A 23,889-nucleotide genomic window follows, 5' to 3' on the forward strand; every position below is an offset into this window, starting at 1 on the left:
GCGAAGTAAGTTTTGCTTCGCAAAACTAAGCTAATGCTTACGAAGTAAGTTTTGCTCCGCAAAACTAAGCTAATGCTTACGAAGTAAGTTTTGCTTCGCAAAACTTTTAGGAGGTGAGCTAAATGTGATCGGTTGGTTGAGCGACTGGCTGAGGGATATCATTGCGGTCATCTTGCTAGCCGTTCTTGTAGAGCTGCTGCTTCCTAATAAGTCAATGCAAAGGTATGCCAGACTCGTTATCGGATTGTTTATCCTGCTGACTATTTTATCGCCTATCTTGCGGCTGCTGCAGACGGATATGACCAGCAGGCTGGACGCCGGAATGGAACTTTGGAATGAAAGGTCCATAAGCAAGCAAGTAAAGATGCCAAGTTTGGAGGAAATTCAGCGACGCGCGGACGACATTCAAACCAAACGGCATGAAGAGGCTGCCCGCCTGACCGCAGCGACGCTGGAAGAAGCAATGGGGCAAGCAATCACAAGCGAGACGGGGGCAATGGTTGAGCGAGTAATCGTCACCCTGGCCTGGAACGATCGGCAAAAACAAAATGAAGCGCCGGAAATAGCAGCGGTCAAGGTAACGCTGAAGGGAAGCGCCGGTTCCGAAAATTCGGAGTCTGGGAAGGGGCAGAAGCAGATTGAGATCGAGGCAGTTGCGCCAGTGGATATAACGGTAGGAGACAATGCGAAAGGCAATAATGCAGACCCTGCCGAAAAAAATGGCTATATCTCGCCCAATAAGAAGGAAATGACGGCTGTGCAAAACGTATTGTCGCGGGGCTGGGGTGTCAGAGCTGAAAAGGTCGATGTCCGTGTAAGGTCAAGCGGCGGTTCAACTGCCAAGTCATATAAATAGACGGAGAAAGGGGGAGCCGAAATGGCGAAATGGCTGGAAGGTTTGGAATCGGCGGTAGGCGGCGGACCTGGCGGGCCGAAGCGCGTTCGGACGCTTAGGATCTTGCTCATCATTGGCGGGATTGGAGCTGCTCTGATGCTGTTCAATTCATTTTTGCCCTTTAAGGATGTAGCGCCTTCCGCCCAGGATCCGAATCCTCCGCCAGAAGCTTCGGAAGCTTGGAACCGCAGCGCTGCTCCGGGCTCTCCCTTTGAATTGGTCGAAGGCACGCTGGAGACTCGTCTCAAAGAAATACTGGAGAAGATTGTTGGAGTCGGATCTATTGATGTGATGGTTACGGTGGATTCAACGGAAGAGATTGTCGTCGAGAGGCACAAGACAGAAAGTCAGTCGATTACCGATGAGAATGATCGGAACGGGGGGGTGAGGCATATTACGTCGATCAGCAAGGATGGTCAAGTCGTCTTATATGAAGTATCCGGTGAGCAAAAACCGATCATTACCAAAACGATTAATCCCCGAATACGAGGTGTTCTAATCGTAGCCAAAGGGGCGGAGAACGCAACGGTCAGACGCCTCATAACGAGCGCAGTTGAAAAGGGACTTAGCGTCCCGGTTAACCGCATCTCAGTTGTGCCGAGCAAGCAATAGGCGAAGGGCTGATTACAACCACAAAACTTAGCCTATGCTTACGAAGCAAGTTTTGCTCCATTCAGCTAGCCGCTGAATACAACCACAAAACTTAGTTCATGCTTACGAAGCAAGTTTTGCTCCATTCAACTAAACGTTGATTACAACCACAAAACTTAGCCTATGCTTACGAAGCAAGTTTTGCTCCAATCAACTAAACGTTGATTACAACCACAAAACTTTTTAGGAGGAATCATTAATGAATACCAAAAGACAAACGATTTGGCTTGTGTCCATGCTCAGCTTGATGGTTGTGCTCTCTGCATACTACTTGTTCACGCAGGATCTGAACGATGCCGACAAGCTGTCGTCGGAGAAGCCGGGCGAGAATGTGACGGAAGTGGCCGGCAGCGATAAAGGCCAGTTTGTAGTGGATGAGGTGCAGCAAGGCGAGTCGGACGGCATGAGCCTGGCCAACCAAAAGATTCTCGAGCAAATCGAGCGCGAAGGCTATGCCCAAGGCAGCATCTTCAGCGATTTGCTAATGAAGAGAGAGCAGCAATATAGCGAGGAAGAAAACCGCATTATGACCGTTCTTGCCGATGTGAGCAACATTAGTACGGAAGATTCCGCGGCAGCGGCAGCTGAGCTTGCGCAGCTTGAAGAGAAAAACTCCCGTATTACAGCGCTGGAGTCGGAGCTGATGAAGCAATATGAGATCGCCCTGGTCTCGCAAGAAAATGACCGTTATAAAGTCGTTGTCACCAGCGAGAAGCTGGAGAAGAAGGAAGCAGCCAGCATCATCGACCAGGTAATGACCGTGATGGAAGTCAGCCCGAACCAAGTATCCGTGCAATATGTGCCGGAGCCATAACATTCGGCGCGGCAGCCAGGCAGCAAGCTCCGTTCGCCTTCGGCTATAGCCGAAGGCGAACGGAGTTTTTTTCGATAAGGGAGGAGCAAAACCGGCTTGTCCAAAAAATGATTCGTGTTCACGCCTTTTTATGGTATAATACTAAACGTTATGTGAAGAAGAGGAGTGATTACGTTCATGTTCAAGTTGAGCGAGATTAAAGAATTGATCAAGCTGGTCGATCAAACATCCGTTCAGGAGCTAGAAATTGAAAACGAAGGCGCGCGTCTGCACATCCGTAAACCAGGCAAAACTGAAGTGGTGAATGTGCAAGCGGCTCCAATTACGCATACATATTCACAGCCTGCTGTAGCGGTAGCTCCGCCGCAGCCAGCCGCTTCGCCTGATGTTCAGCCGGCGGCTGCGGAATCCGCATCTGCCAAGGCACCAGCGGTGGACCTTCACCAAATCGTATCGCCGATGGTCGGCACGTTCTACAGTGCGCCGTCTCCGGATGCAGATTCATTCGTGAAAACAGGCGACCGCGTCCACGAGAAGTCGGTCGTATGTATTCTTGAAGCGATGAAGCTGATGAATGAACTGGAAGCCGAAGTGAATGGCGAGATCGTGGAAGTTCTGGTTTCCAACGGTCAGTTGGTGGAGTACGGCCAGCCGCTGTTCCTGGTGAAAGCGGACTAACGAATGCCCAGGTAAGGGTAACTGACGTCTGAAAGGGGTTCCTACGTGAAATTCCAAAAAATATTAATCGCGAACCGCGGAGAAATCGCGGTACGGATCATTCGCGCCTGCCGGGAGCTGGGGATCAGCACGGTGGCGGTATATTCGGAGTCGGACCGCGATTCGCTTCATGTCCGCCTTGCGGATGAGGCTTATTGCATCGGCCCAACTCCATCGAAGGACAGCTATTTGAACTTAACGAACATTATGAGTGTCGCTACGATTACGGAATGCGACGCGATTCATCCCGGCTACGGCTTTTTGGCCGAGAATGCCGACTTTGCAGAGATTTGCGAGTCGTGCAATATTACGTTTATCGGTCCTTCGCCTGAAGCGATCAGCAAGATGGGCGACAAGGCTGTTGCCAAGCTGACGATGAAGACAGCGAATGTGCCTATCATCCCTGGTTCCGACGGCTTGATCGAAAGCATGGACGAGGCGATCGAGGTTGCCCGCGAGATCGGTTATCCGGTCATTATCAAGGCGACTGCAGGCGGCGGAGGCAAAGGCATCCGTATTGCCGAAGACGAAGAAACGCTTATTAGCCAAATTACAACGGCTCAGCAGGAAGCTCAGAAGGCATTCGGCAACGCTGGTGTATATCTGGAGAAATATTTGACCGGCATGAAGCATGTCGAGATTCAGATTATGGCGGACAAGCATGGCAATGCCGTGCATCTGTTCGAGCGGGATTGCTCCGTGCAGCGCAGACGCCAGAAGCTGGTCGAAGAAGCGCCGTGTCCTGTTCTTTCACCTGAGCTGAGAGAAGCAATGGGTCAAGCGGCGGTGCGTGCCGCGCTTGCGGTGCAATATTCGGGTGCAGGCACGCTGGAGTTCTTGCTAGGACCTGACGACAACTTCTACTTTATGGAGATGAATACACGCATTCAGGTTGAGCATCCTGTTACGGAGATGATTACGAACGTCGACCTGATCAAAGAAATGATCAGCGTTGCGGAAGGCAATCCGCTATCGTTCCGACAGGAAGATCTGAGCATTAATGGTTGGTCTATCGAATGTCGGATCAATGCCGAGGATTCCGAGCGGAACTTCATGCCTTCGGCAGGCAACATTCCGTTCTACTTGCCGCCGGGAGGCGCAGGCGTTCGGGTTGACAGTGCGGTATATCCGGGCTATACGATTTCTCCGCATTACGACTCCATGATCGCTAAGCTGATTGTGTGGGGCGCGACGCGTGAGGAGGCAATTGCCCGCATGAAGAGGGCGCTGTCCGAATTTGCGATCGAGGGTATCCGGACCACGATCCCATTCCACTTGAAGCTGCTGAATCATCCTACATTTGTAAAGGGCGACTTCGATATCAAGTTCCTGGAGGAGCATGATATTAACGCTCCGGCAGCGGTTGCGGGCGTCGAGTAATACCAGTCCAAATCGTTTGTCATAAATCAGGCTGAATGTTATAGTATAGAAATAAGATGCGGATCACAGCTTGGCCTTGGGCTAGGCTACGCAACATTAGGGAGGTGTACAACGAACATGAGTACGATAGCTGAATTTGAGAAAACAGACATCGGTACGATTCAGATTGCACCTGAAGTTATTGAGGTTATTGCTGGTCTCGCGACGATTGAAGTCGAAGGTGTGGCAGGGATGAGCGGCGGATTCGCAGGCGGTATTGCGGAGCTGTTGGGCCGCAAGAACTTGTCAAAGGGCGTTAAAGTCGAAGTCGGTCAAAGAGAAGCGGCTGTAGATGTCTCCATCATTATTCAATACGGAAACAAAATTCCGGAGATTGCTTCCGAGATTCAACAAAACGTGAAGCGTTCTATCGAGATGATGACCGGTCTTCATGTCGTAGAAGTGAACGTTCATATTCATGACGTTTATTTCAAACCAGCAGAGAAGCTGGAGGATGACGATTCCCAGCTGCGCGTAAAATAAAGATCAATATCAAGCTTTAATTCGTACAACCCCCTCGTGATTGGGCATGGCGCTCGGCGCAAGGGGGTTTTCATTCGGTCCCCCGGGAGGTTTGGCTGACTTGATAAAAGTTGTGGACAAGCTACTATTGTTTTTGTACAGCATCGTCATCGGAGCCGTGTCGGTATTTATGGCGAGCTTGGCCTTTGGCTGGATTTCTCGCGAGTTGTTATCTGATATGCTTACCGACTTCTACCGGTATGATTCTGTATCCATCACCATTGGCGTAATTGGCGTTATTCTCTTCCTGCTCAGCCTGCGCTTCTTTTTTGTCTCGTTGGCAAGAGGCTCCGCTTCCTCGCAATCCATTGATCAGAGAACGGAATTCGGCGATATTCGGATTTCGATCGAGACCATTGAAAACTTATCGCTGAAAGCTGCTTCCAAGCAGCGCGGTGTCAAGGATTTGCGCGCACGCGTACGTGCTTCAGATGCGGGACTGGAGATCGTGCTCAGAGCTGTTGTAGACGGCGAGCATTCCATTCCGACATTGACGGAAGACATTCAACGTGCGGTCAAAACGCATATTGAAGACATTACGGGAATTCCGGTTATAAATGTCGCTGTGTTTGTCGCAAACGTGATTCAGGCGAATACATTCAAGAGCCGCGTAGAATAGAGGTGACGTACCGATGTGGAGGGATTTTTGGGGAATCTACTGGAAACGTTTGATCGGCGCGGCAGTCGGTTTGTTTTTCGGTATTGTCTATTTAGCATTCGGTTTTTGGGATATGCTTTTTGTAGCGCTTCTTGTATTTGTCGGTTATTGGTTTGGCAAACAGAAAGAGCTATCGGACGGTCCGGCTATTCCTTGGCAGCGATTATGGTACGCGCTGCTTGAGCGATTCCGCCCGTTTCGTTAATTCTGTGGTCTCCTCCGTATTCCGGATTTCGGACAGCCGCTAATTCGGGGCAAGGAGGAGATCATAGTTTTTTATGCAAACTATATTTTGGCATGAACGGATGTGGAGGTCACATGAAACGTAGGTTGGCTAGGGAAATTGCGATTTCAAGCTTATATCAGATGGAAATGAACGAAGTGACGGCGGCTGAAGCCGTCGATATGCTGATGCAAGAGCTCCGCGAGGATAATGAGCTCGGCGCGGATCCGAAGGAAGCTGGAAGCACGGACGATTTCGCCCGTGAGCTGGTGCATGGTGTGTTGGAAAGAAAACAAGCAATCGATGGCATGCTGCAGCAATTTCTGACAGGCTGGCAAGTGGACAGGCTGTCCAGAGTAGACCGTCAAGTGTTGCGCCTCGCCTGCTACGAGATGGTATTCCGGAGCGATGTGCCGCCTAAAGCTGCCATTAATGAGGCGATTGAGCTGGCGAAGCATTTTGGCACCGATGAATCGGGCAAGTTCGTCAATGGCGTGCTCGGCAAGCTGCTGCAAGAAATCGATGAGTTGAAGGCATAGATGTTGAAGGCTTAGAGATGGGAGAGGCTTGCGGCAAACGGTAATTCATTCTATCAGACACGATAAAGATGAAGGGGACGATTTCAAGCATGAGCGCTCAAATTATTGAAGGTAAAAAAGTTTCAGACCAAATGCGGATAGAGATGGTAGAAGAAGTTGCGGCTCTGAAAACTAAAAATGTCATTCCCGGACTTGCGGTCGTTCTCGTAGGAGATGACCCGGCATCCAAGGTTTATGTCGGTTCCAAAGAAAAGGCATGCCAGCAGCTTGGTATCTACTCCGAGGTACATCGCCTTGCGGCAGATACTTCGGAAGCTGAGCTATTGGGTCTTATTGATCGTCTGAACGGACAAGCGTCTATCAATGGAATCCTGGTGCAATTGCCTCTTCCCAAACATATTAATGAAAAAGCGATCATTGACGCAATTAGCGTAGAGAAAGATGTCGACGGATTCCATCCGGAGAGCGTCGGCAATTTGACAATTGGCGATGACAGCCTTCTTCCATGTACGCCTGCAGGCGTAATTGAGCTGATCAAGCGTAGCGGTGTGGACATCGCAGGCAAACACGCTGTTATCATCGGCCGGAGCAACATTGTAGGCAAGCCGGTAGCGATGCTGTTGCTGCGCGAGAATGCTACTGTGACAATCTGTCACTCTAGAACGGCGAACATGGAGGAGCTTGCGAAGCAAGCGGATATCCTGGTCGTAGCCATAGGCAAAGCGAAGGCGATTGACAGCCGTTACGTGAAGCCGGGCGCTGTAGTCATCGATGTAGGAATCAATCGCCTGCCGGACGGCAAGCTGGCTGGAGATGTCGATTACAATGACTGTCTGGATCAAGCAGGTTATATTACGCCGGTTCCGGGCGGAGTAGGTCCGATGACCATTACGATGCTTATGAAGAACACGATTACGGCTGCAAAAAGGGCTAACGGAATCGAGGTGTAGACAATGGGGAAGGAACCCAAAGTTTATTCCGTCAAAGAAATCAACAAATATATTCGCATGAAGCTGGAGACGGACTTGGTGCTTGGCGATGTCTGGCTGCGAGGCGAGATCTCGAACTTCACCCATCATTCCAGTGGGCATATGTACTTCACGTTAAAGGACAGCGACAGCCGCTTAAAATGCGTCATGTTCGCCTCTCATAACGCACGTCTTCCATTCAAGCCGAAGGAAGGCGCGAAGGTGATGGCACGCGGCAATATTTCGGTCTATGAACGGGACGGCAACTATCAATTTTATGTGATGGCGATGCAGCCAGACGGAATCGGCAGCTTGTATCTGGCCTTCGAGCAATTGAAGGGCAAGCTGGAGAGCGAGGGACTCTTTTCAAGCGCCCGCAAGAGGGAACTGCCTGTCTATCCCAAGGCGATTGGCGTCATTACGTCCCCGACAGGTGCTGCGGTGAGAGATATAATTACGACTATTCAACGAAGGTATCCGTTTATCCCGGTTTATGTATATCCCGTCTTGGTTCAAGGAAAGGGAGCAGCCCCCTCGATTGCCGGTGCGATTGAAGCAATGAATCGTTTTGGCGATTGCGACGTATTAATTGTTGGTCGCGGCGGAGGCTCATTGGAAGAGCTTTGGGCTTTTAATGAAGAGTCGGTAGCCAGAGCTATTGCAGGTTCCGCAATTCCTGTTATTAGCGCTGTCGGTCATGAGACTGATTTTACGATTGCCGACTTTGTAGCCGATATGAGGGCAGCGACTCCGACTGCCGCAGCCGAGCTTGCCGTACCGCATATTGCAGAGCTTAAGCAGCAGCGGGAACGGATGAGTCAGCGGCTCATTGGCGCGATGCACAGATCGATAACCGCGGAGAAAGAACGGCTTGCTCGCATCAGGCGTTCTCCTTTCTTCCTGCAACCCCGTCGTTATATGCTGGATCAAGCACAGCGGCTGGATCGCATGAAGGAGCAGTTGGAGCAGCGCATGCATAAGAGACTATCAAAGGAAGACGCTAGGTTGTCTCATCTTCAAGCAAGACTGTCTGCGCGGCATCCGGGAGCAACTTTACAGCAATCGATCAGACGACTTGCGGTTGTTACACGAGGCCTTGAGATGTCAGTGGCTTCGATGCTGAAGGAACACAGATTGCGGCTGAATGGCGCAATTGGCCAGCTGGATGCTTTGAGCCCTTTGAAAGTAATGGCGAGAGGATACAGCTTGGTCTATGACAGCGATTCGGGACGGCTTATCAAGTCGGTCAATGAGACCAATAGCGGCGATACGGTCCAGGTGAGATTGATGAATGGCCGATTAGTATGCCGCGTGGAATCGGTTGAAGGAGGCGAGAGACGTGAAAGCTGAGAAACAGGAAGAGCTAAGCTTCGAAGAAGCGATGCTTCGTTTGGAAGGTATCGTGGCTAAGCTGGAGAGCGGGGACGTTCCGCTGGAGACAGCGATCGATTTGTTTCAGGAAGGCATGAGGCTGTCGCAGCTATGCGGCGGCAAGCTTGAACAAGTGGAGAGCAAGATCGAGCTCCTTGTGGAGTCGGAGCAAGGCTTCCAGAAAAAACCGTTTGTAGCGGCAAACGAAGACAAAGGGGAATAAACTTGAACGTTAGCGTTGATATCCGAGAATATTTGAAGCAATGCGCATCTGAGGTGGAGACTGCTCTGCAAGCTTCTCTTCCACGGGAGTGGGATATTCCCGCAACGCTTCGCGAAGCTATGATGTATTCCCTTGAAGCAGGCGGCAAGCGTATTCGGCCTGCACTTGTGATGACGGCTGCCGAAGCGATTCGAGGTTCGTCGGATGCGCGTGACGCAGCGCGACCAGTCGCTTGCGCGGTCGAATATATACATACGTATTCACTTATTCACGACGACCTGCCCGCTATGGATAACGATGATTATCGCCGGGGCAAGCTGACCAACCATAAAGTGTTTGGCGAAGCTATGGCGATCCTGGCTGGAGATGCGCTGCTCACTCATGCGTTCAGCCTGGTTGCGCAATCCAGCCGTCAAGGCGTACCGCTCGACGTGGCGCTTGCAATCGTAGAGGATTTATCTTGCTTAGCCGGCGCTTCCGGTATGGTCGGCGGTCAAGTGGCCGATATGCTGGGTGAGCAAGGCCTCACGACAGTAAAGGAACTGGAATACATTCATTTGCATAAAACAAGCGATTTGGTCGTCTTTTCGGTTAGAGCAGGTGCTCGTATCGGCGGCGCAACAGAATCCCAATTGGAACAGCTGACGCTATATGCCCGCAATATCGGACTCGCCTTCCAAATTCAAGATGATATACTGGATCTGATCGGTGATGAAAGCAAACTGGGCAAAAAGACGAATAGCGATGTCAACCAGCAAAAGGTGACGTATCCATATCTCGTCGGCATGGAAGAGAGCAAGGCAATTGTGGACCGTTTAACTGAGGAAGCGAAGTCCGCGGTAAGGAATGCCGCCCTGTCCAACCCTTCTATTTTGCTCCAAATTGCTGATTATCTGGTGCAGCGCGATCACTGATATCGGGAAAAATGGCGAAAGATTGGGAATCAAATCGGGCATATGTTATAATAAGTAAAATGTAGACGTTCATAGGACGGCTTAACTGCTGTTTTCGAAAGCGAGGAAAGCAACGTGCTGCTGGATCATATTAACGGACCTCAAGATTTGAAGGCTTTGACAGTCGCTCAATTGGAACAGCTTGCCGAGGAAATCAGGCAATTTCTAATTGGGAAGCTTTCCATTACCGGAGGTCACCTGGCGCCGAATCTGGGTGTCGTAGAGCTGACTCTGGCTATGCATTATTTATTCAATAGTCCAGATGATAAATTTATATTCGACGTGGGGCACCAGTCTTACGTTCACAAGATTATTACCGGCCGCAAGGATCAATTCGACACGCTCCGCAAGTACAAGGGGCTTTGCGGCTTTGTTAAGCGCTCGGAGAGCGAGCATGACGTATGGGAAGCGGGACATAGCAGCACTTCGCTGTCCGCAGCTATGGGCATGGCGCTGGGGCGTGACCTAAAAGGCGGTACCAATCGTGTCGTAGCTGTTATTGGCGACGGCGCATTGACTGGCGGTATGGCGCTTGAAGCGCTGAACCATATCGGTCATGAGAAACGCAATATGATGGTTATTTTGAACGATAATGAGATGTCGATCGCGCCTAACGTGGGTGCGCTTCACCATTATTTGGGCAAGATCCGAACTGACCGCCATTACCAGAAAGCCAAGGATGAGCTCCAAATGCTGCTGAACAAAATACCGGCGATAGGCGGCAAGCTGGCGAAGACAGCCGAGCGATTCAAGGATAGCTTGAAGTATTTGCTCGTCAGCGGTATTTTGTTCGAGCAATTCGGTCTGACCTATCTGGGACCGGTGGACGGCCATGATCTTCACGGCCTCATGGAAATCATGAAACAAGCGGATTCTATGCCTGGTCCGGTGCTGGTCCATGTACTGACGGTCAAAGGCAAGGGCTACAAGCCTGCTGAAGCGGATTCGCATAAGTGGCATGGCGCTTCGCCGTACAAGATTGAATCTGGTCAGATGGTGAAGGCTGTCGGGCCACCGATGTATACGAAGGTGTTCGGAGATATGCTCATTCAGATGGCGAGTGAGGATGAGCGGATCGTTGCCATTACGCCGGCGATGCCGGGCGGCTCCGGTCTGATGGAGTTCGCAGAGAAGTTCCCGAACCGCATGATTGACGTAGGAATAGCGGAACAGCATGCAGCGACATTGTCCGCTGCCATGGCTTTGGAAGGATTAAAACCGGTATATGCCGTCTACTCGACGTTCCTGCAGCGTGCGTATGACCAGGTGGTACATGATATTTGCCGCCAAAACCTGAATGTTGTTTTCGCCATTGACCGCGCCGGTTTCGTGGGTGCTGATGGCGAGACGCATCAGGGTGTATACGACATTGCGTTCTTGCGTCATGTGCCTAATTTGGTCATTATGATGCCGAAGGATGAAAACGAGCTTAGACGCATGATGAAGACGGCGATCCTCTACGATGAAGGGCCGATTGCGGTGCGTTATCCGCGAATTAGCGGCGTAGGCGTCGCGCTTGATGCCGATCCGGCTCCGATCCCGATCGGAACTTGGGAGTCGCTTCGTGAAGGCGATGCATTCGAGATATTGGCGCTCGGCCCTATGATCGAAGTGGCGGAGCAAGCTGCAGAATTGCTGAAACGCGAAGGGATTAATGCAGGCATCGTCAATGCCAGATTCATCAAGCCGCTGGATGAGCGCATGCTTCTGTCGTTCGCGGAGTCCGGCAAACGTCTGCTTGTCTTGGAGGAAGGCTCCCAGCAAGGCGGATTCGGAAGCTCCATTCTGGAATTCTTCTCGATTCGCGGCATCTATGACGTTCCGGTCAAAATCATCGGCATTCCGGATATTTTCGTTGAGCACGGCTCCATTCAACAACAACGCGAGGAAGTCGGCTTGACAGCCGAACAGGTTGCAGCCGAGCTGCGCGCCATGCTTCCGCGCAGAATCAAACGCGTTACCGGACAGACTTAGGGTCAACTAGGGAGAGCTATGACGAACACTGGGAAAGAACGAATAGATGTCTTGCTTGTCGAGAGGGGCTTTTATGACAGCAGGGAGAAAGCCAAAAAAGCACTAATGGCAGGTCTTGTGCTTGTAGACAATGAGCCCATCGACAAAAGCGGAATGAAGGTTTCAAGAGCGGTTGATATTAAGGTGAAGGGCGCGATCCATCCTTATGTCAGCCGCGGCGGGCTAAAGCTTGAGAAGGCAATACGCTCTTTTGATTTGGATATGAAGGATCGGGTCATGCTCGACATCGGGGCCTCTACAGGCGGATTCACAGATTGCGCGCTTCAACATGGGGCTTCCTATGTGTATGCAATCGACGTGGGAACCAATCAACTGGATTGGTCGCTTAGAAGCCACGAGCAAGTCAAAGTCATGGAGAAGACCAACTTCCGCTATTTGCAGCCGGAGCAGCTTGAAGGTCCTTCTCCTACCTTTGCGAGCATCGACGTTTCCTTTATTTCGCTGAAGCTCATTTTGCCGACGCTGGCGACGCTGATCTCGGAGGGTGCGGGAATTGTTGCGCTTATCAAGCCGCAATTCGAAGCCGGCCGGGAGAAGGTGGGCAAGTCCGGCGTTGTACGAGACGCTGGGGTTCATCTGAATGTATTGGAGACGGTACTTGGTCATGCTGCATCTATCGGCTACAAGCTTCAGAATTTGACGTTCTCCCCCATAACGGGAGGAGAAGGCAATATCGAGTTTTTGGCCTATTGGATTTGGGACGGTGTACCGGATGGCGGAGCACCGGATAAGGACATGCTTAGAGAAGTAGTCAAAGAAGCGAACGATACATTCAAGATCAACAAATAAATAACTTGCAGCCAGGAAGGATGCCGATCAGTATCAACTGCTTGGGCATCTTTTTGCTTTACAGGGATGCCGGTTATTTGATACACTAATACCAAACAAACGTTCGCTAAAAAGATACCGATGCAAAGAGGTGTATGGCGACGATGGACAAGTATGGCGATTGGCTTATTATGGCGATAGCAGGAGTGCTGGTATCCATTTGGCTCTATGGGGCTTTCTACCGCTGGCTGCACGCTCCTGCAACCATGAACAAGGTCAAGCTCGGCAAGGGCGGAGCAATCGCTGAGGATGACGAGCATGTGCAGCTGCTGGAGAGGAACGGTTATCGCGTTGTATCCGGCAAGCATGTGATTCCGATTCCGGTTGAGCTGGATGATGCTCCGCTTGGGAAAGGAACAAGGATCTTCATCGATTATATCGCAGAGATGGATCATCTGACTTACATTGTGAAGACGGCACGCGAACGTATGCCGATGGATTGGACGGCAAGCGGGCTCAGGGACAGGCTGCTAATCTATGCACTGCTGCTGCCCGATTGCGCAGGCGTGCTGTATGTAGACCCCAAAGGAAATTTGATACGTAAAATTACTTTCGATATAGCTGACTAACATTGCGGAGGTTGCTTACATATGAAGAGTATGCGGCAATTCAAAATTAGAGAAATCATTACAAATGCAGAAATCGAGACGCAGGAAGAATTAGTGGAGGCGCTCCGGACATCCGGCATGCAGGTTACGCAAGCGACAGTGTCTAGAGATATAAAGGAATTGATGCTCGTTAAGGTACCGCTGAATGAGGGCCGGTACAAATATTCGATGCCGATGGAGCAGCAGCGCCAGAATCCGGTGCATAAGCTGAAGCGTGCTATGCTGGATCACTTCACGCATATCGACTATACGGATAACTTGGTCGTGCTGAAGTGCCTGCCGGGAACGGCGAATGCGATCGGCGGCTTGATTGACAATATGGAATGGCCTGAAGTCATGGGCACGATATGCGGAGACGATACGATATTGATTATTTGCCGCACGAAGGAACAAAGCATATATATTGTTGAACAGCTGTTAGCTGTCATGAACTAAGATTCAAAAACCATACAGGGAGGATATCAACCATGCTGCGTGAGTTATCGATTAGAAATTTGGCTGTTATAGAAGAGGTTCATGTTGCTTTTCATCATGGGTTTCATGTGCTGACAGGCGAGACGGGCGCCGGAAAGTCTATTCTGATTGACGCGCTTAGTTTGATTGTGGGCGGGCGGGGCTCTGCCGATATGGTGAGATATGGCTGCGACAAGGCAGAGATGGAAGCCATGTTCGATCTCTCTCCCCAGCATCCTGTATGGAAGCAGTTACAGCAACTGGGCGTACAATACGATCCGCAAGAGATGCTTGTTATTCGAAGGGAGCTGTCATCCCACGGGAAAAGCAGCAGTCGGGTCAATGGACAATTGGTGACCATTACGATGCTTAGGGACATTGGCGAGCATCTCGTCAATATTCACGGCCAGCATGAGCATCAATCCTTGCTGCGTACGGACAAGCATCTGGAATGGCTTGATTTGTTTGGCGGCGACCTTCTTCTTGACCGTAAGGGGCAATACGGTACGGTATACCGCGAATTAGTGGGTGTGCGTCAAGCCTTGCGTGAAGTAGAGGACCATTCGCGCCAGAATGTGCAAATGCTTGATTTGTACCGTTTCCAGATTGAAGAGATTTCCAGTGCGAACTTGAAGCCTTCCGAGGATGAGACCTTGGAGGAAGAGCGGCGCAAGCTGCAGTATGCAGGCAAACGTATGGATGCTGTATCTGAAGCTTATTCGCTCATCTATGGAGGCCAGGGTCTCGATGTGCTGAGCCGAGCCATCACGAAGCTTAGCGATATCCAAAGCTACGATCAGACCGTACTCAATCCCTTGATAGAGCAGCTTCAATCGGCTTTTTACCAGGCGGAGGACGCGGCATTCCAGCTTAGGGATTATCGGGACGGTATTGAATCCGATCCTGAAGCGCTGACCATGATTGAGGACAGGCTGGATATGATTAACGGATTAAAACGCAAATACGGTGAGACTATACCTGATATATTGGCTTATCTGGAACAAACCATTATCGAACGCGACAAAATTGAAAATCGTGATGAATTGCTTGAGGAATTAAGGAAGCAAGAGCAAGTGCTTGTTGCTCAAGCCGTCAAGCTAGCCAAAGAACTGTCTCAATTGCGTCAACATGCGGCGGAGAGACTCTCCTATGCAATTGAGGGCGAGCTGAAGCAGCTCCAGATGCCTGCGGCGAAGTTCCAGGTGAAATTGGATCGTTCGGCCGGCGATGTTGAAGACGAACGGGTGAAGCTGAACGCAACAGGGATGGACGAAGCGGCTTTTATGCTGACGACGAATCCGGGCGAACCGTTAAAGCCCCTGAATAAGATTGCTTCGGGCGGCGAGATGTCACGCATCATGCTGGCGCTCAAGAGCATTTTTGCAGAGATCGACCAAATTCCAACTCTTATATTCGATGAAGTCGACACCGGCGTAAGCGGCAGGGCTGCTCAAGCCATTGCCGAGAAGATGTCTGCGCTTGCTGCGAAGTGTCAGGTGTTCTCGATTACTCACTTGCCACAAGTGGCGTGTATGTCGGATCATCATTATGAGATACGCAAGCAAATTCAGCACAATCGGACCTCCACATCGGTGGCGGAGCTGCTTCATCAAGAGCGAATCGGGGAGCTGGCGCGTATGCTCGGCGGCGTGGAAGTAACGGAAAAAACAAGACATCACGCACAAGAAATGCTTGATTTGGCTCATACATTGAAGGGGGCGTAAAGGAAGGGTTTCAGGGAATGTTTTTGCGGACATAAAAGCTGGGGTGCAGGGTAACTTAAAGGTACGCCAATGGCGACATAACCTTTTTCGTCATGCGATGGAATGACAGGGAGCGTGAAATCATTGAACTCCAATCCTCGGAAACGATGGTTTGGGTTGATCCTCGTGTCCTTCGTCTGCCTGATCGGTTTCTCCACCCCGTTTCAACAATTCGCCGCATTTCCGAATGAACTTCGTTTATTCTCAGGCCAAATGAAACGATTGCAGGTTGGAGTACCCGTTCATGCGGAGGTCACGGTCGATCCCCAGATGCTTCAAGTTAACGGCATGTCCAGACAATCCACATCCGTTAAGTTGAGCGAGCCGCTATCACTGCAACCTAGCCAAAGCGGTCATACCAACATGAAGGTGAAATTATTTGGTAAAATTCCTTTCAAAACGATTAAAGTTCATGTAGTGCCTGATCTTCGCGTCATACCCGGCGGACAGACGATCGGTGTGAAAGTCAAATCGGCCGGAATTCTCGTCGTAGGGCACCATCAAGTGGTGGACCGCAATGGGGCGAAGCAGTCTCCAGGCGAGGCAGCCGGATTGAAGCTGGGCGATTTGATCATGAGCATTAACGGAACTCCTGTGAACGAAGTTCACAAAGTGGGCGTGCTATGCGAGCGGTACGGAGTAGAGAAGCAGCCGCTTGAGGTTACGTACAAGCGCGGAGGACAGCTTAACCGTACAAAGCTTAGTCCCGTCTATGACGAAGACGACAAAGCGTGGCGCTTGGGGTTATATATCCGCGATTCCGCTGCGGGCGTAGGCACCCTCACCTTTTATGCTCCTGATCAAGGCGTATACGGTGCGCTGGGACATATCATCACAGATATGGACACTCAAACGCCAATTGAGGTTGGTGAAGGACAAATCCTGCAATCCAGCGTAACATCCATCAATAAAAGCCAGACTGGCGAACCCGGCGAGAAGAGAGCGCATTTTGTGAAAGAAAGCAGAGTTTTGGGCAACATTGAACGGAATACGCCATTCGGCATATTCGGCAAAATGAAAGAAGCTCCTACCCACAGCTACAGCGGCAAGGCATTGCCAGTTGCATTCGCTGAGGATGTCAAGGAAGGACCAGCGCAAATCTTAACGGTGGTCAACGGGCAGAAGGTGGAACGTTTTAACATCGAAATCATGCATGTATCCAAGCAATCCGGCCCGGCAACCAAAGGTATGGTAATCAAGATAACGGACAAACGTCTTCTTAGTAAGACCGGAGGGATTGTGCAAGGGATGTCCGGCAGTCCCATCATTCAAGATGGCAAGCTGGTCGGCGCAGTTACGCATGTATTCGTTAATGATCCATCTTCCGGTTACGGATGTTTCATTGAGTGGATGCTTCAGGATGCAGGCGTTCTGATGAAGTCTTCGGGAAGCTTTGACGATAAAGCGGCTTAATGCGATAAAACGTCTTCTGCGAATGGAAGTTCGCGGAAGACGTTTCTTATTAGCCCAATTCGACAAGAATGTGTCGAAGCATCCCGAAATTGTTCGTTTCATGCAATAAATTATTAATTATATCGAACTCTAATAAAAAAATAAAGAAAAAAGATTTTCGACAGAAGGAATTCCATTGTGGATGTCGAAAACTTAAACTCAGACAGCGAATGGACCAACACATAAATATCATTTAAGGGAGGATTAGACTTTGCATAAGATCGAAGTATTATTGGCAGATGACAACAGGGAGTTCACCAACTTGTTATCGGAATACATATCCGAACAAAGTGATATGCATGTAAGTGGCGTCGCGTATAATGGAGAAGAGGTTATTCGTCACCTGGAGCAATCCAGGAACGTGCCGGATATACTAATTCTTGATATTATAATGCCGCACTTGGATGGCTTAGGTGTACTTGAACGATTGAGAGAAATGAATTTGTCCCCCATGCCGAAAATTATTATGCTGACAGCGTTCGGTCAAGAAAATATTACGCAAAAGGCCGTTCAACTGGGCGCTTCCTATTACATACTGAAGCCGTTTGACATGGATATCCTTGCAAACCGTATCCGCCAACTGGTTGGCAACACAACGTTCACGGGCTCTGCAAATTACAATGCTGGATCTTCGACAATCAAGTCGAACGTGGTGCCGCTTGCCAAAGGCAAAAACTTGGATGCGAACATTACAAGCATTATCCATGAAATCGGCGTACCTGCACACATTAAGGGATATCAATATTTGCGTGAGGCCATTACGATGGTATACAACAATATTGAAATTCTGGGCGCCATTACGAAGACGCTATATCCGGCTATCGCCGAAAAGTTCAAAACAACGCCATCCCGCGTTGAGCGCGCGATCCGCCATGCAATCGAAGTGGCCTGGACACGCGGCAACATCGACAGCATCAGCCACTTGTTCGGCTACACCATCAACATCAGCAAATCGAAACCAACGAATAGCGAATTCATCGCGATGGTAGCAGACAAGCTGAGAATTGAGCATAAGGTTTCGTGAAAGAAAGAAGATTGATTCATCTCTATTCCTCATGATCAGCTATTAAGAAGAAAAGTCACTTATGGATTGGTTGATTAAACCAATGCAGAAGTGGCTTTTTTTTGTGAATTGAAGGAAGTTCGACGAATGGATGAAATGAGATATTAACCTCTATTTTGATCTCCAAACATTCGATTGATTAAGGAGATTGGGTATGAAAACTATGCTATAATCGAACAGATATCTCATACGTGAAAGGTGAAGGAAGATTTGACACTGCTAGATACCATCGAAGACATCGTAGCTAACTTAGCCATCGTGACGGCGTACCTCTTCTTTACGAACCAGCTCATATTAAAGAACATTGAATTGGGGGAGAAAGCCTCTTCCATCATGATATGGAAAGTAGGATTTGCCGCAGGGCTGCTTGGCATTCTATTGATGAGCTTCACGGTTCATATGAATGGAACTCTTCTGGACTTCCGCCAGCTGGCCTTAATTATCGCAGCTATGTATGGAGGGATCTATTCTTCATTGATCGCTGCTGTTATGATCTTAGCCATGCGGCTGTTCGCCTTTGGCGAGGTCACGATATCTACGGTGATCGCGGCAAGCAATACGATCCTTATTGCACTAGCAGTAGGAGCGGTATGCTATCAGGCTTTTTCATACAGAAAAAAGTGGATCTATTCGATCGTGATTTGCAATGTGTGTACGGCATTCGTCTTTATTATTAATGTGGGTGAACAGGCGGTTTTCCCGATTGCATCCTTTGTCGTCATGATGACTATTGGCGGGCTTCTGACCGCGTACCTGGTTGACTTCCTCAATAAAGCGAATGTGCAATTTAAACGGAATGAAAAGGAAGCGACTGTGGATTTCTTGACGGGGCTCAGCAACAATCGGAGCTTCGATACTAAGTATCAGACCCTGCTTCAAACTGCAGCAGCAAAAGGGGAATGTCTATCGATCGCGTTGATCGATATTGATTTTTTCAAGAAGGTTAATGATACATATGGCCACGTGAATGGCGATGTGGTGTTGAAGCAGATGGGTATGATATTGAGGGAAACCGCAAGGGCTTTTGACACGGTATCCCGCAATGGCGGGGAGGAATTTTCTGTATTGCTATATGATACACCGCATGAGCATGCGCTTGGCATCGCGGAGAAGATGCGTCAGGCTGTGAGCAAGCATCTTTTTGAATTGACGGATGGGACCAGTTTGAAAGTGACGGTATCCATCGGCGTTGCAACCTTCCCTTATACCAGCAGGGAGCAATTGATGGAGCAAGCGGACGAAGCATTGTACAAGGCAAAAGCCAACGGGAGAAACCAGGTATGCTCCAATCAGAAGGTAGCGGTTCTTCGTCCATAAAAAAATCGCAGATTGAATTAATATTCAAATCTGCGATTTAAGTAGACGTTGCGACCGTATTTGCGAATCAGATTAGCTGCTTCCGCTTTTACGAATACTCGGATGTCCTGCAGCTTCTGCTTATTCGGCCGCAATGTCTCCTGCTTCTTTCCGTCAACCAGGACGTCAAATACAATATTCAAGTGGGTTCACCTCGCTTCTTGGCTCGATGTACCCATTGTATGCTTCTAACGTTACGAATGAATCAATCGAGCTCCGTAAAAGTGTAAAGATTGGACGCGATCGTCATCGCATTGTAAAATAAAGAAGCGCCAACGACGCTAAGCCTGTGGCTTGGGCGGACGAGGGCGCTTCTCTTTGAATCTAGGTGCTACATAATTACGTTTGCGGTCCCGGAAGAAAATCCAGCCGCCAATAAAGCCTGCTCCGGCTGCAAACATGACGAATCCAAGCAGGAAAGTGAGCCAGTCGAAGCTTGGCGTAACGGCGTCGTTGCCGAAATCGGAGAAGTAGATAAATAGCGAATCCTTCATCTTCAGAAATCCGAAACACGCGAGAATGCCGGGAATAACCAGCATAATGACGGCTATAAAGCGGACAATAACTAGTTTCATGCGATCGATATCTCCTTGCTTATGTACGGTCGTGAATTTTTTATGTATCTATCATACCTTTTTCTGCGCATGGTGTCTATTTTACTGCAAGTCAGTGAAATGAACGGAAAAAAGGGGTACAATGGTACTGCGGATCTACCAGACATCGCCTGCTTCGCATGAATACTAGAGTGGGGCAGGCATATAATAGAACTACATGAATTGGAGGGACAGGAAATGGCGATAACAGTAGATGTTGCCGTACTTGGAGGCGGACCAGGCGGATATACAGCGGCGATACGTGCTGCGCAAGCCGGCAAGAAAGTAGCCATCATTGAGATGGACAAGCTGGGCGGCACTTGCTTACATAAAGGATGCATTCCAAGCAAATCGTTGCTGAGGAGCGCAGAGGTATACCGGACATTGTTAGGATCAGCGCAGTATGGCATTGAAGTAGCTGAAGGAGCGGTTTCATTAGACTTTGGGAAGGTACAGACCCGCAAATCGGCGACCGTCGACCAGCTGTTCAGCGGTCTGCAAGGGCTTATGAAAAAGCATGGGATAGAGATTGTGAGCGGCAAAGGACGAGTGATTGGCCCATCGATCTTCTCTCCTAAGAGCGGTTCGCTTGCTGTCGAGCTGGCGGACGGAGAGATGGAATCTGTGGTCTCGACCAACCTGATTATTGCGACGGGCTCCCGGCCACGGTCTCTTCCAGGCTTGACGCCGGATGGCGACCGTATTCTGACAAGTGACGATGCCCTGCAGCTGGACGCGCTGCCAGAGTCGATTCTGATCGTCGGCGGCGGCGTCATCGGCGTCGAGTGGGCGTCCATGCTGCATGACTTTGGCGTGAGCGTGACGCTTATAGAAGCTGGCGCAAGATTGCTCCCGGGCGAAGACGCGGAAGTGTCGGCAGAGCTTACGCGGGCGCTGCGACGCCGCGGCGTACGTATTCTAACCAGTGTTCAGCTGGATACAACCAGCTATGCGGCAGAAGGCAATGGTATCTCCATCAAAGCATCGACGCATGATGGCGACGTTGAGTTGACGGCGGACAAGCTGCTTCTGTCCGTAGGCCGTATCGCGAATGTGGAAGGCATCGGACTTGAGAATACGGATATTCGAACGAAAGACGGCTTTATTGAAGTGAATGATTTCGGCCAGACGACTGAGCCGCATATCTATGCCATTGGCGATGTAATCGGAGGCGTGCAGTTAGCGCATGCCGCATCCCATGAGGGGCTGAATGCGGTTGACCATATTTGCGGAGAGAAACCGCATTCGATAGCGGATCATTGGATCCCAAGATGCATCTATTCCAGTCCGGAGATTGCATCATACGGATTGACCGAAGACGGTGCGCGCACAAGAGGCCATGATATCAAGATCGGGAAAGTTCCGTTCCAAGCAATCGGCAAAGCGATCGTAATGGGCGAAGCGGAAGGTTTTGTGAAGGTCATCGCCGATCGCAAAACTAATGATATTCTGGGCGTACATATGATTGGACCGCATGCGACGGATTTGATTTCGGAAGCGTCGCTGGCCGGCTGGCTGAATGCCACGCCGTGGGAAGTGGGCGCAATGGTGCATCCGCATCCGACTTTGGCGGAGGCGTTAGGAGAAGCGATGCTGGCGGTAGACGGGAAGGCGATCGCGTTTTAAAGAAGACGGATTTCTTTTTGCCCGCAAAGCGGTTATAATAAGTATGACAAGGTCTTAGTACCAGGTTATAATAGCTGGCAAACAAGGAGGAATGCCTGAATGGCCGGAATCTCTTCAGCAAGTCAAAAAGCTCGCCATTTGGAATTGGGTTTAAGCGATGAGCAAGCTATCGATATGTATACGACAATGGTAAAGGCAAGGAAATTTGATGAAAGAATGCTGCTGCTGCAGCGTGCAGGGAAAATCAACTTCCACGTATCGGGAATCGGTCAGGAGGTCGCACAGGTAGCCGCGGCATACGCGCTGGATCGCAATGAGGATTATTTCCTGCCGTATTACCGCGATTACGGATTTGTGCTTTCGGTAGGAATGACGCTGCGCGAGCTGCTTCTGTCGGTTTTCGCCAAGGCGGAAGACCCGAACAGCGGCGGACGCCAGATGCCGGGTCACTTCGGTCATAAGAAGCTGCGCATTGTGACCGGCTCCAGTCCGGTAACAACGCAAGTTCCGCATGCGGTAGGCATCGCGCTTGCCGCCAAGATGAAGAAAAAACCGTTGGTCAGCTTTGTGACGTTCGGAGAAGGCTCCAGCAATCAAGGAGACTTCCATGAAGGCTGCAATTTCGCGGGTGTGCATAAGCTGCCGGTTATTTTGATGTGCGAAAACAACCAATACGCGATATCCGTTCCTGTCCACAAGCAGTTGGGCGGCAAGGTGTCGGACCGGGCGATCGGCTATGGTTTTCCGGGCTTGCGGGTAGACGGCAACGATGCGCTGGAAGTGTACCGAGTTGTGAAGGAAGCGCGCGAGCGCGCTATTGCAGGAGAAGGGCCAACCCTGATCGAAGCGATGATGTACCGCCTGTCGCCGCACTCTACATCGGACAATGATCTGGCTTACCGGACGAAGGAAGAGGTCGATGAGAATCGGGCGAAGGACGGCATTCCGAAATTCAAGCAATATTTGATCGATTGCGGAATTTGGAATGATGAACAGGAAGCCGAGATGCTGGCTAATATACGAAAAGAGCTTGACGATGCAACGGAATACGGAGACAAAGCGCCTTTCCCGACGCCGGAGTCGACGCTGCTCCATGTCTATGCGAACGATGACAAGCAAGGGGGGCTGCGCTAATGGCCGTCATGGATTATATTGATGCAATCAGGCTTGCGATGAAGGAAGAGATGGAGCGCGATGAGGATGTATTCGTGCTTGGCGAGGACGTCGGCGTGAAGGGCGGCGTCTTTACGACGACCAAAGGCTTGCACGAGCAGTTCGGCGAATTGCGCGCCATGGATACGCCTCTGGCGGAATCAGCGATTGCAGGCGTAGCGATTGGTGCGGCAATGTATGGTATGAAGCCTATTGCAGAGATGCAATATTCGGACTTCATGTTCCCGGCAACCAACCAAATTATAAGCGAAGCGGCCAAGATCCGTTACCGCTCCAATAACGATTGGACCTGTCCGATTGTCATCCGTGCGCCAATCGGCGGCGGCGTGTTCGGCGGATTATACCATTCGCAATGTCCGGAATCGGTTTTTTTCGGAACGCCGGGCCTCAAGATTGTTGCTCCATATCGCCCTTATGATGCGAAGGGACTGCTGAAGGCGGCTGTGCGCGACGAAGATCCGGTTATCTACTTCGAGAACAAGAAGTGCTACAAGCTCGTGAACGGCGAAGTGCCGGAAGAGGATTATATCGTACCGATCGGAAAAGCAAATGTGCTTCGTGAGGGTGACGATATTACTGTTATCGGCTACAGCATGCCGCTGCGATTCGTTGAGCAGGCAGCCGAAGAGCTGCAGCAGGAAGGCATCAGCGCCCATATTCTTGATCTGCGCACATTGCAGCCTCTTGATAAGGAAGCCATTCTGGAGGCTGTCCGCAAGACGGGCAAGGTATTGATTATTCACGAGGATAACAAAACAGGCGGCGTGGGAGCTGAAGTATCCGCAATTATCGCGGAAGAGCTGCTGTATGAGCTGGATGCGCCGATCATGCGCCTTTGCGGACCGGACGTGCCGGCGATGCCGATTAATCCTCCGGGTGAGAAGTTCTTCCTCCTGAACAAGGACAAAGTCAAAGAAGCAATGAAAAATTTGGCATTATATTAAGGATTGCGGGGCCTTTAAGGCTTGGACAGTTAGGAGCTGGTTG

26 protein-coding genes are annotated in these 23,889 nt (G+C 50.3%); 24 read left to right on the forward strand and 2 right to left on the reverse strand.

Features of this window, described 5'->3' with window-relative positions; translation table 11 throughout:
- Window positions 1-124: 124 nt before the first annotated feature.
- From spoIIIAF to D3P07_RS06990, 21 genes are all read left to right on the forward strand, one after another.
- Entirely contained in the window at window positions 125-856 is a 732-nt protein-coding gene (gene spoIIIAF / locus D3P07_RS06890) for a stage III sporulation protein AF (protein WP_119799454.1), read from the forward strand.
- 21 nt (window positions 857-877) lie between these two features.
- Entirely contained in the window at window positions 878-1,507 is a 630-nt protein-coding gene (spoIIIAG, locus tag D3P07_RS06895; protein WP_119799455.1) for a stage III sporulation protein AG, read from the forward strand.
- A 238-nt stretch (window positions 1,508-1,745) separates the two neighbouring features.
- On the forward strand, window positions 1,746-2,360 hold the full coding sequence (locus D3P07_RS26880) for a SpoIIIAH-like family protein (RefSeq protein ID WP_182914209.1): 615 nt from the start codon (window positions 1,746-1,748) through the stop codon (window positions 2,358-2,360).
- A 177-nt stretch (window positions 2,361-2,537) separates the two neighbouring features.
- A complete protein-coding gene (accB, locus tag D3P07_RS06905; RefSeq protein WP_119799456.1) occupies window positions 2,538-3,038 on the forward strand; it encodes an acetyl-CoA carboxylase biotin carboxyl carrier protein in 501 nt (166 codons plus the stop codon).
- 45 nt (window positions 3,039-3,083) lie between these two features.
- The gene (accC, locus tag D3P07_RS06910; protein ID WP_119799457.1) at window positions 3,084-4,457 is read left to right on the forward strand and encodes an acetyl-CoA carboxylase biotin carboxylase subunit; all 1,374 of its coding nucleotides are present in this window, start codon (window positions 3,084-3,086) and stop codon (window positions 4,455-4,457) included.
- A 117-nt stretch (window positions 4,458-4,574) separates the two neighbouring features.
- Window positions 4,575-4,979, forward strand: a complete 405-nt coding sequence (locus tag D3P07_RS06915) for an Asp23/Gls24 family envelope stress response protein (protein WP_119799458.1) — start codon at window positions 4,575-4,577, stop codon at window positions 4,977-4,979.
- A 100-nt stretch (window positions 4,980-5,079) separates the two neighbouring features.
- Window positions 5,080-5,637 carry an alkaline shock response membrane anchor protein AmaP gene (gene amaP / locus D3P07_RS06920; RefSeq protein ID WP_119799459.1) on the forward strand — a complete coding sequence of 186 codons (558 nt, stop codon included), beginning with the start codon at window positions 5,080-5,082 and terminating at the stop codon, window positions 5,635-5,637.
- Between the two features lie 13 nt (window positions 5,638-5,650).
- Window positions 5,651-5,881, forward strand: coding sequence for a DUF2273 domain-containing protein (locus D3P07_RS06925; RefSeq protein WP_119799460.1), 231 nt, complete (start codon window positions 5,651-5,653; stop codon window positions 5,879-5,881).
- A 113-nt stretch (window positions 5,882-5,994) separates the two neighbouring features.
- Complete coding sequence (gene nusB, locus D3P07_RS06930) at window positions 5,995-6,438, forward strand: transcription antitermination factor NusB (RefSeq protein ID WP_119799461.1); 444 nt, start codon at window positions 5,995-5,997, stop codon at window positions 6,436-6,438.
- 89 nt (window positions 6,439-6,527) lie between these two features.
- Entirely contained in the window at window positions 6,528-7,388 is an 861-nt protein-coding gene (gene folD / locus D3P07_RS06935) for a bifunctional methylenetetrahydrofolate dehydrogenase/methenyltetrahydrofolate cyclohydrolase FolD (protein WP_119799462.1), read from the forward strand.
- Between the two features lie 3 nt (window positions 7,389-7,391).
- Window positions 7,392-8,756 (forward strand): exodeoxyribonuclease VII large subunit, encoded by a 1,365-nt coding sequence (gene xseA / locus D3P07_RS06940; RefSeq protein ID WP_119799463.1) that lies wholly within the window; start codon window positions 7,392-7,394, stop codon window positions 8,754-8,756.
- Window positions 8,746-9,000, forward strand: coding sequence for an exodeoxyribonuclease VII small subunit (xseB, locus tag D3P07_RS06945; protein ID WP_259391386.1), 255 nt, complete (start codon window positions 8,746-8,748; stop codon window positions 8,998-9,000). The genes xseA and xseB overlap by 11 nt, the downstream gene beginning before the upstream one ends.
- 2 nt (window positions 9,001-9,002) lie before the next feature.
- Entirely contained in the window at window positions 9,003-9,914 is a 912-nt protein-coding gene (locus tag D3P07_RS06950; protein ID WP_397334540.1) for a polyprenyl synthetase family protein, read from the forward strand.
- A gap of 114 nt (window positions 9,915-10,028) precedes the next feature.
- A complete protein-coding gene (dxs, locus tag D3P07_RS06955) occupies window positions 10,029-11,927 on the forward strand; it encodes a 1-deoxy-D-xylulose-5-phosphate synthase (protein WP_119799464.1) in 1,899 nt (632 codons plus the stop codon).
- A gap of 18 nt (window positions 11,928-11,945) precedes the next feature.
- Window positions 11,946-12,776 carry a TlyA family RNA methyltransferase gene (locus D3P07_RS06960; RefSeq protein ID WP_119799465.1) on the forward strand — a complete coding sequence of 277 codons (831 nt, stop codon included), beginning with the start codon at window positions 11,946-11,948 and terminating at the stop codon, window positions 12,774-12,776.
- 143 nt (window positions 12,777-12,919) lie between these two features.
- Entirely contained in the window at window positions 12,920-13,384 is a 465-nt protein-coding gene (locus D3P07_RS06965) for a hypothetical protein (protein ID WP_119799997.1), read from the forward strand.
- 21 nt (window positions 13,385-13,405) lie between these two features.
- The gene (gene ahrC, locus D3P07_RS06970; RefSeq protein WP_119799466.1) at window positions 13,406-13,858 is read left to right on the forward strand and encodes a transcriptional regulator AhrC/ArgR; all 453 of its coding nucleotides are present in this window, start codon (window positions 13,406-13,408) and stop codon (window positions 13,856-13,858) included.
- A gap of 32 nt (window positions 13,859-13,890) precedes the next feature.
- Window positions 13,891-15,600, forward strand: coding sequence for a DNA repair protein RecN (gene recN, locus D3P07_RS06975; RefSeq protein ID WP_119799467.1), 1,710 nt, complete (start codon window positions 13,891-13,893; stop codon window positions 15,598-15,600).
- 123 nt (window positions 15,601-15,723) lie between these two features.
- A complete protein-coding gene (spoIVB, locus tag D3P07_RS06980) occupies window positions 15,724-17,052 on the forward strand; it encodes a SpoIVB peptidase (protein ID WP_182914210.1) in 1,329 nt (442 codons plus the stop codon).
- Window positions 17,053-17,302: 250 nt separating this feature from the next.
- Window positions 17,303-18,115 carry a sporulation transcription factor Spo0A gene (spo0A, locus tag D3P07_RS06985; RefSeq protein WP_119799469.1) on the forward strand — a complete coding sequence of 271 codons (813 nt, stop codon included), beginning with the start codon at window positions 17,303-17,305 and terminating at the stop codon, window positions 18,113-18,115.
- Window positions 18,116-18,364: 249 nt separating this feature from the next.
- Window positions 18,365-19,471, forward strand: a complete 1,107-nt coding sequence (locus D3P07_RS06990; protein ID WP_119799470.1) for a GGDEF domain-containing protein — start codon at window positions 18,365-18,367, stop codon at window positions 19,469-19,471.
- Window positions 19,472-19,488: 17 nt separating this feature from the next.
- On the opposite strand, the gene D3P07_RS26885 is transcribed toward D3P07_RS06990, so the two are convergent.
- Together D3P07_RS26885 and D3P07_RS06995 are read right to left on the reverse strand one after the other, a co-directional pair.
- Window positions 19,489-19,653, reverse strand: a complete 165-nt coding sequence (locus D3P07_RS26885) for a hypothetical protein (protein ID WP_182914211.1) — start codon at window positions 19,651-19,653, stop codon at window positions 19,489-19,491.
- 138 nt (window positions 19,654-19,791) lie between these two features.
- Window positions 19,792-20,085 (reverse strand): DUF2627 domain-containing protein, encoded by a 294-nt coding sequence (locus D3P07_RS06995; protein ID WP_119799471.1) that lies wholly within the window; start codon window positions 20,083-20,085, stop codon window positions 19,792-19,794.
- Window positions 20,086-20,301: 216 nt separating this feature from the next.
- Here D3P07_RS06995 and lpdA point away from each other — a divergent pair, with 216 nt between their 5' ends.
- From lpdA to D3P07_RS07010, 3 genes are all read left to right on the forward strand, one after another.
- A complete protein-coding gene (gene lpdA, locus D3P07_RS07000) occupies window positions 20,302-21,729 on the forward strand; it encodes a dihydrolipoyl dehydrogenase (protein WP_119799472.1) in 1,428 nt (475 codons plus the stop codon).
- A gap of 99 nt (window positions 21,730-21,828) precedes the next feature.
- Entirely contained in the window at window positions 21,829-22,863 is a 1,035-nt protein-coding gene (locus D3P07_RS07005) for a thiamine pyrophosphate-dependent dehydrogenase E1 component subunit alpha (protein WP_119799473.1), read from the forward strand.
- Complete coding sequence (locus tag D3P07_RS07010) at window positions 22,863-23,846, forward strand: alpha-ketoacid dehydrogenase subunit beta (protein WP_119799474.1); 984 nt, start codon at window positions 22,863-22,865, stop codon at window positions 23,844-23,846. The genes D3P07_RS07005 and D3P07_RS07010 overlap by 1 nt, the downstream gene beginning before the upstream one ends.
- Window positions 23,847-23,889 lie beyond the last annotated feature (43 nt).

The sequence above is a fragment of the Paenibacillus sp. 1011MAR3C5 genome, assembly GCF_003591485.1.
Lineage (GTDB): Bacteria > Bacillota > Bacilli > Paenibacillales > Paenibacillaceae > Pristimantibacillus.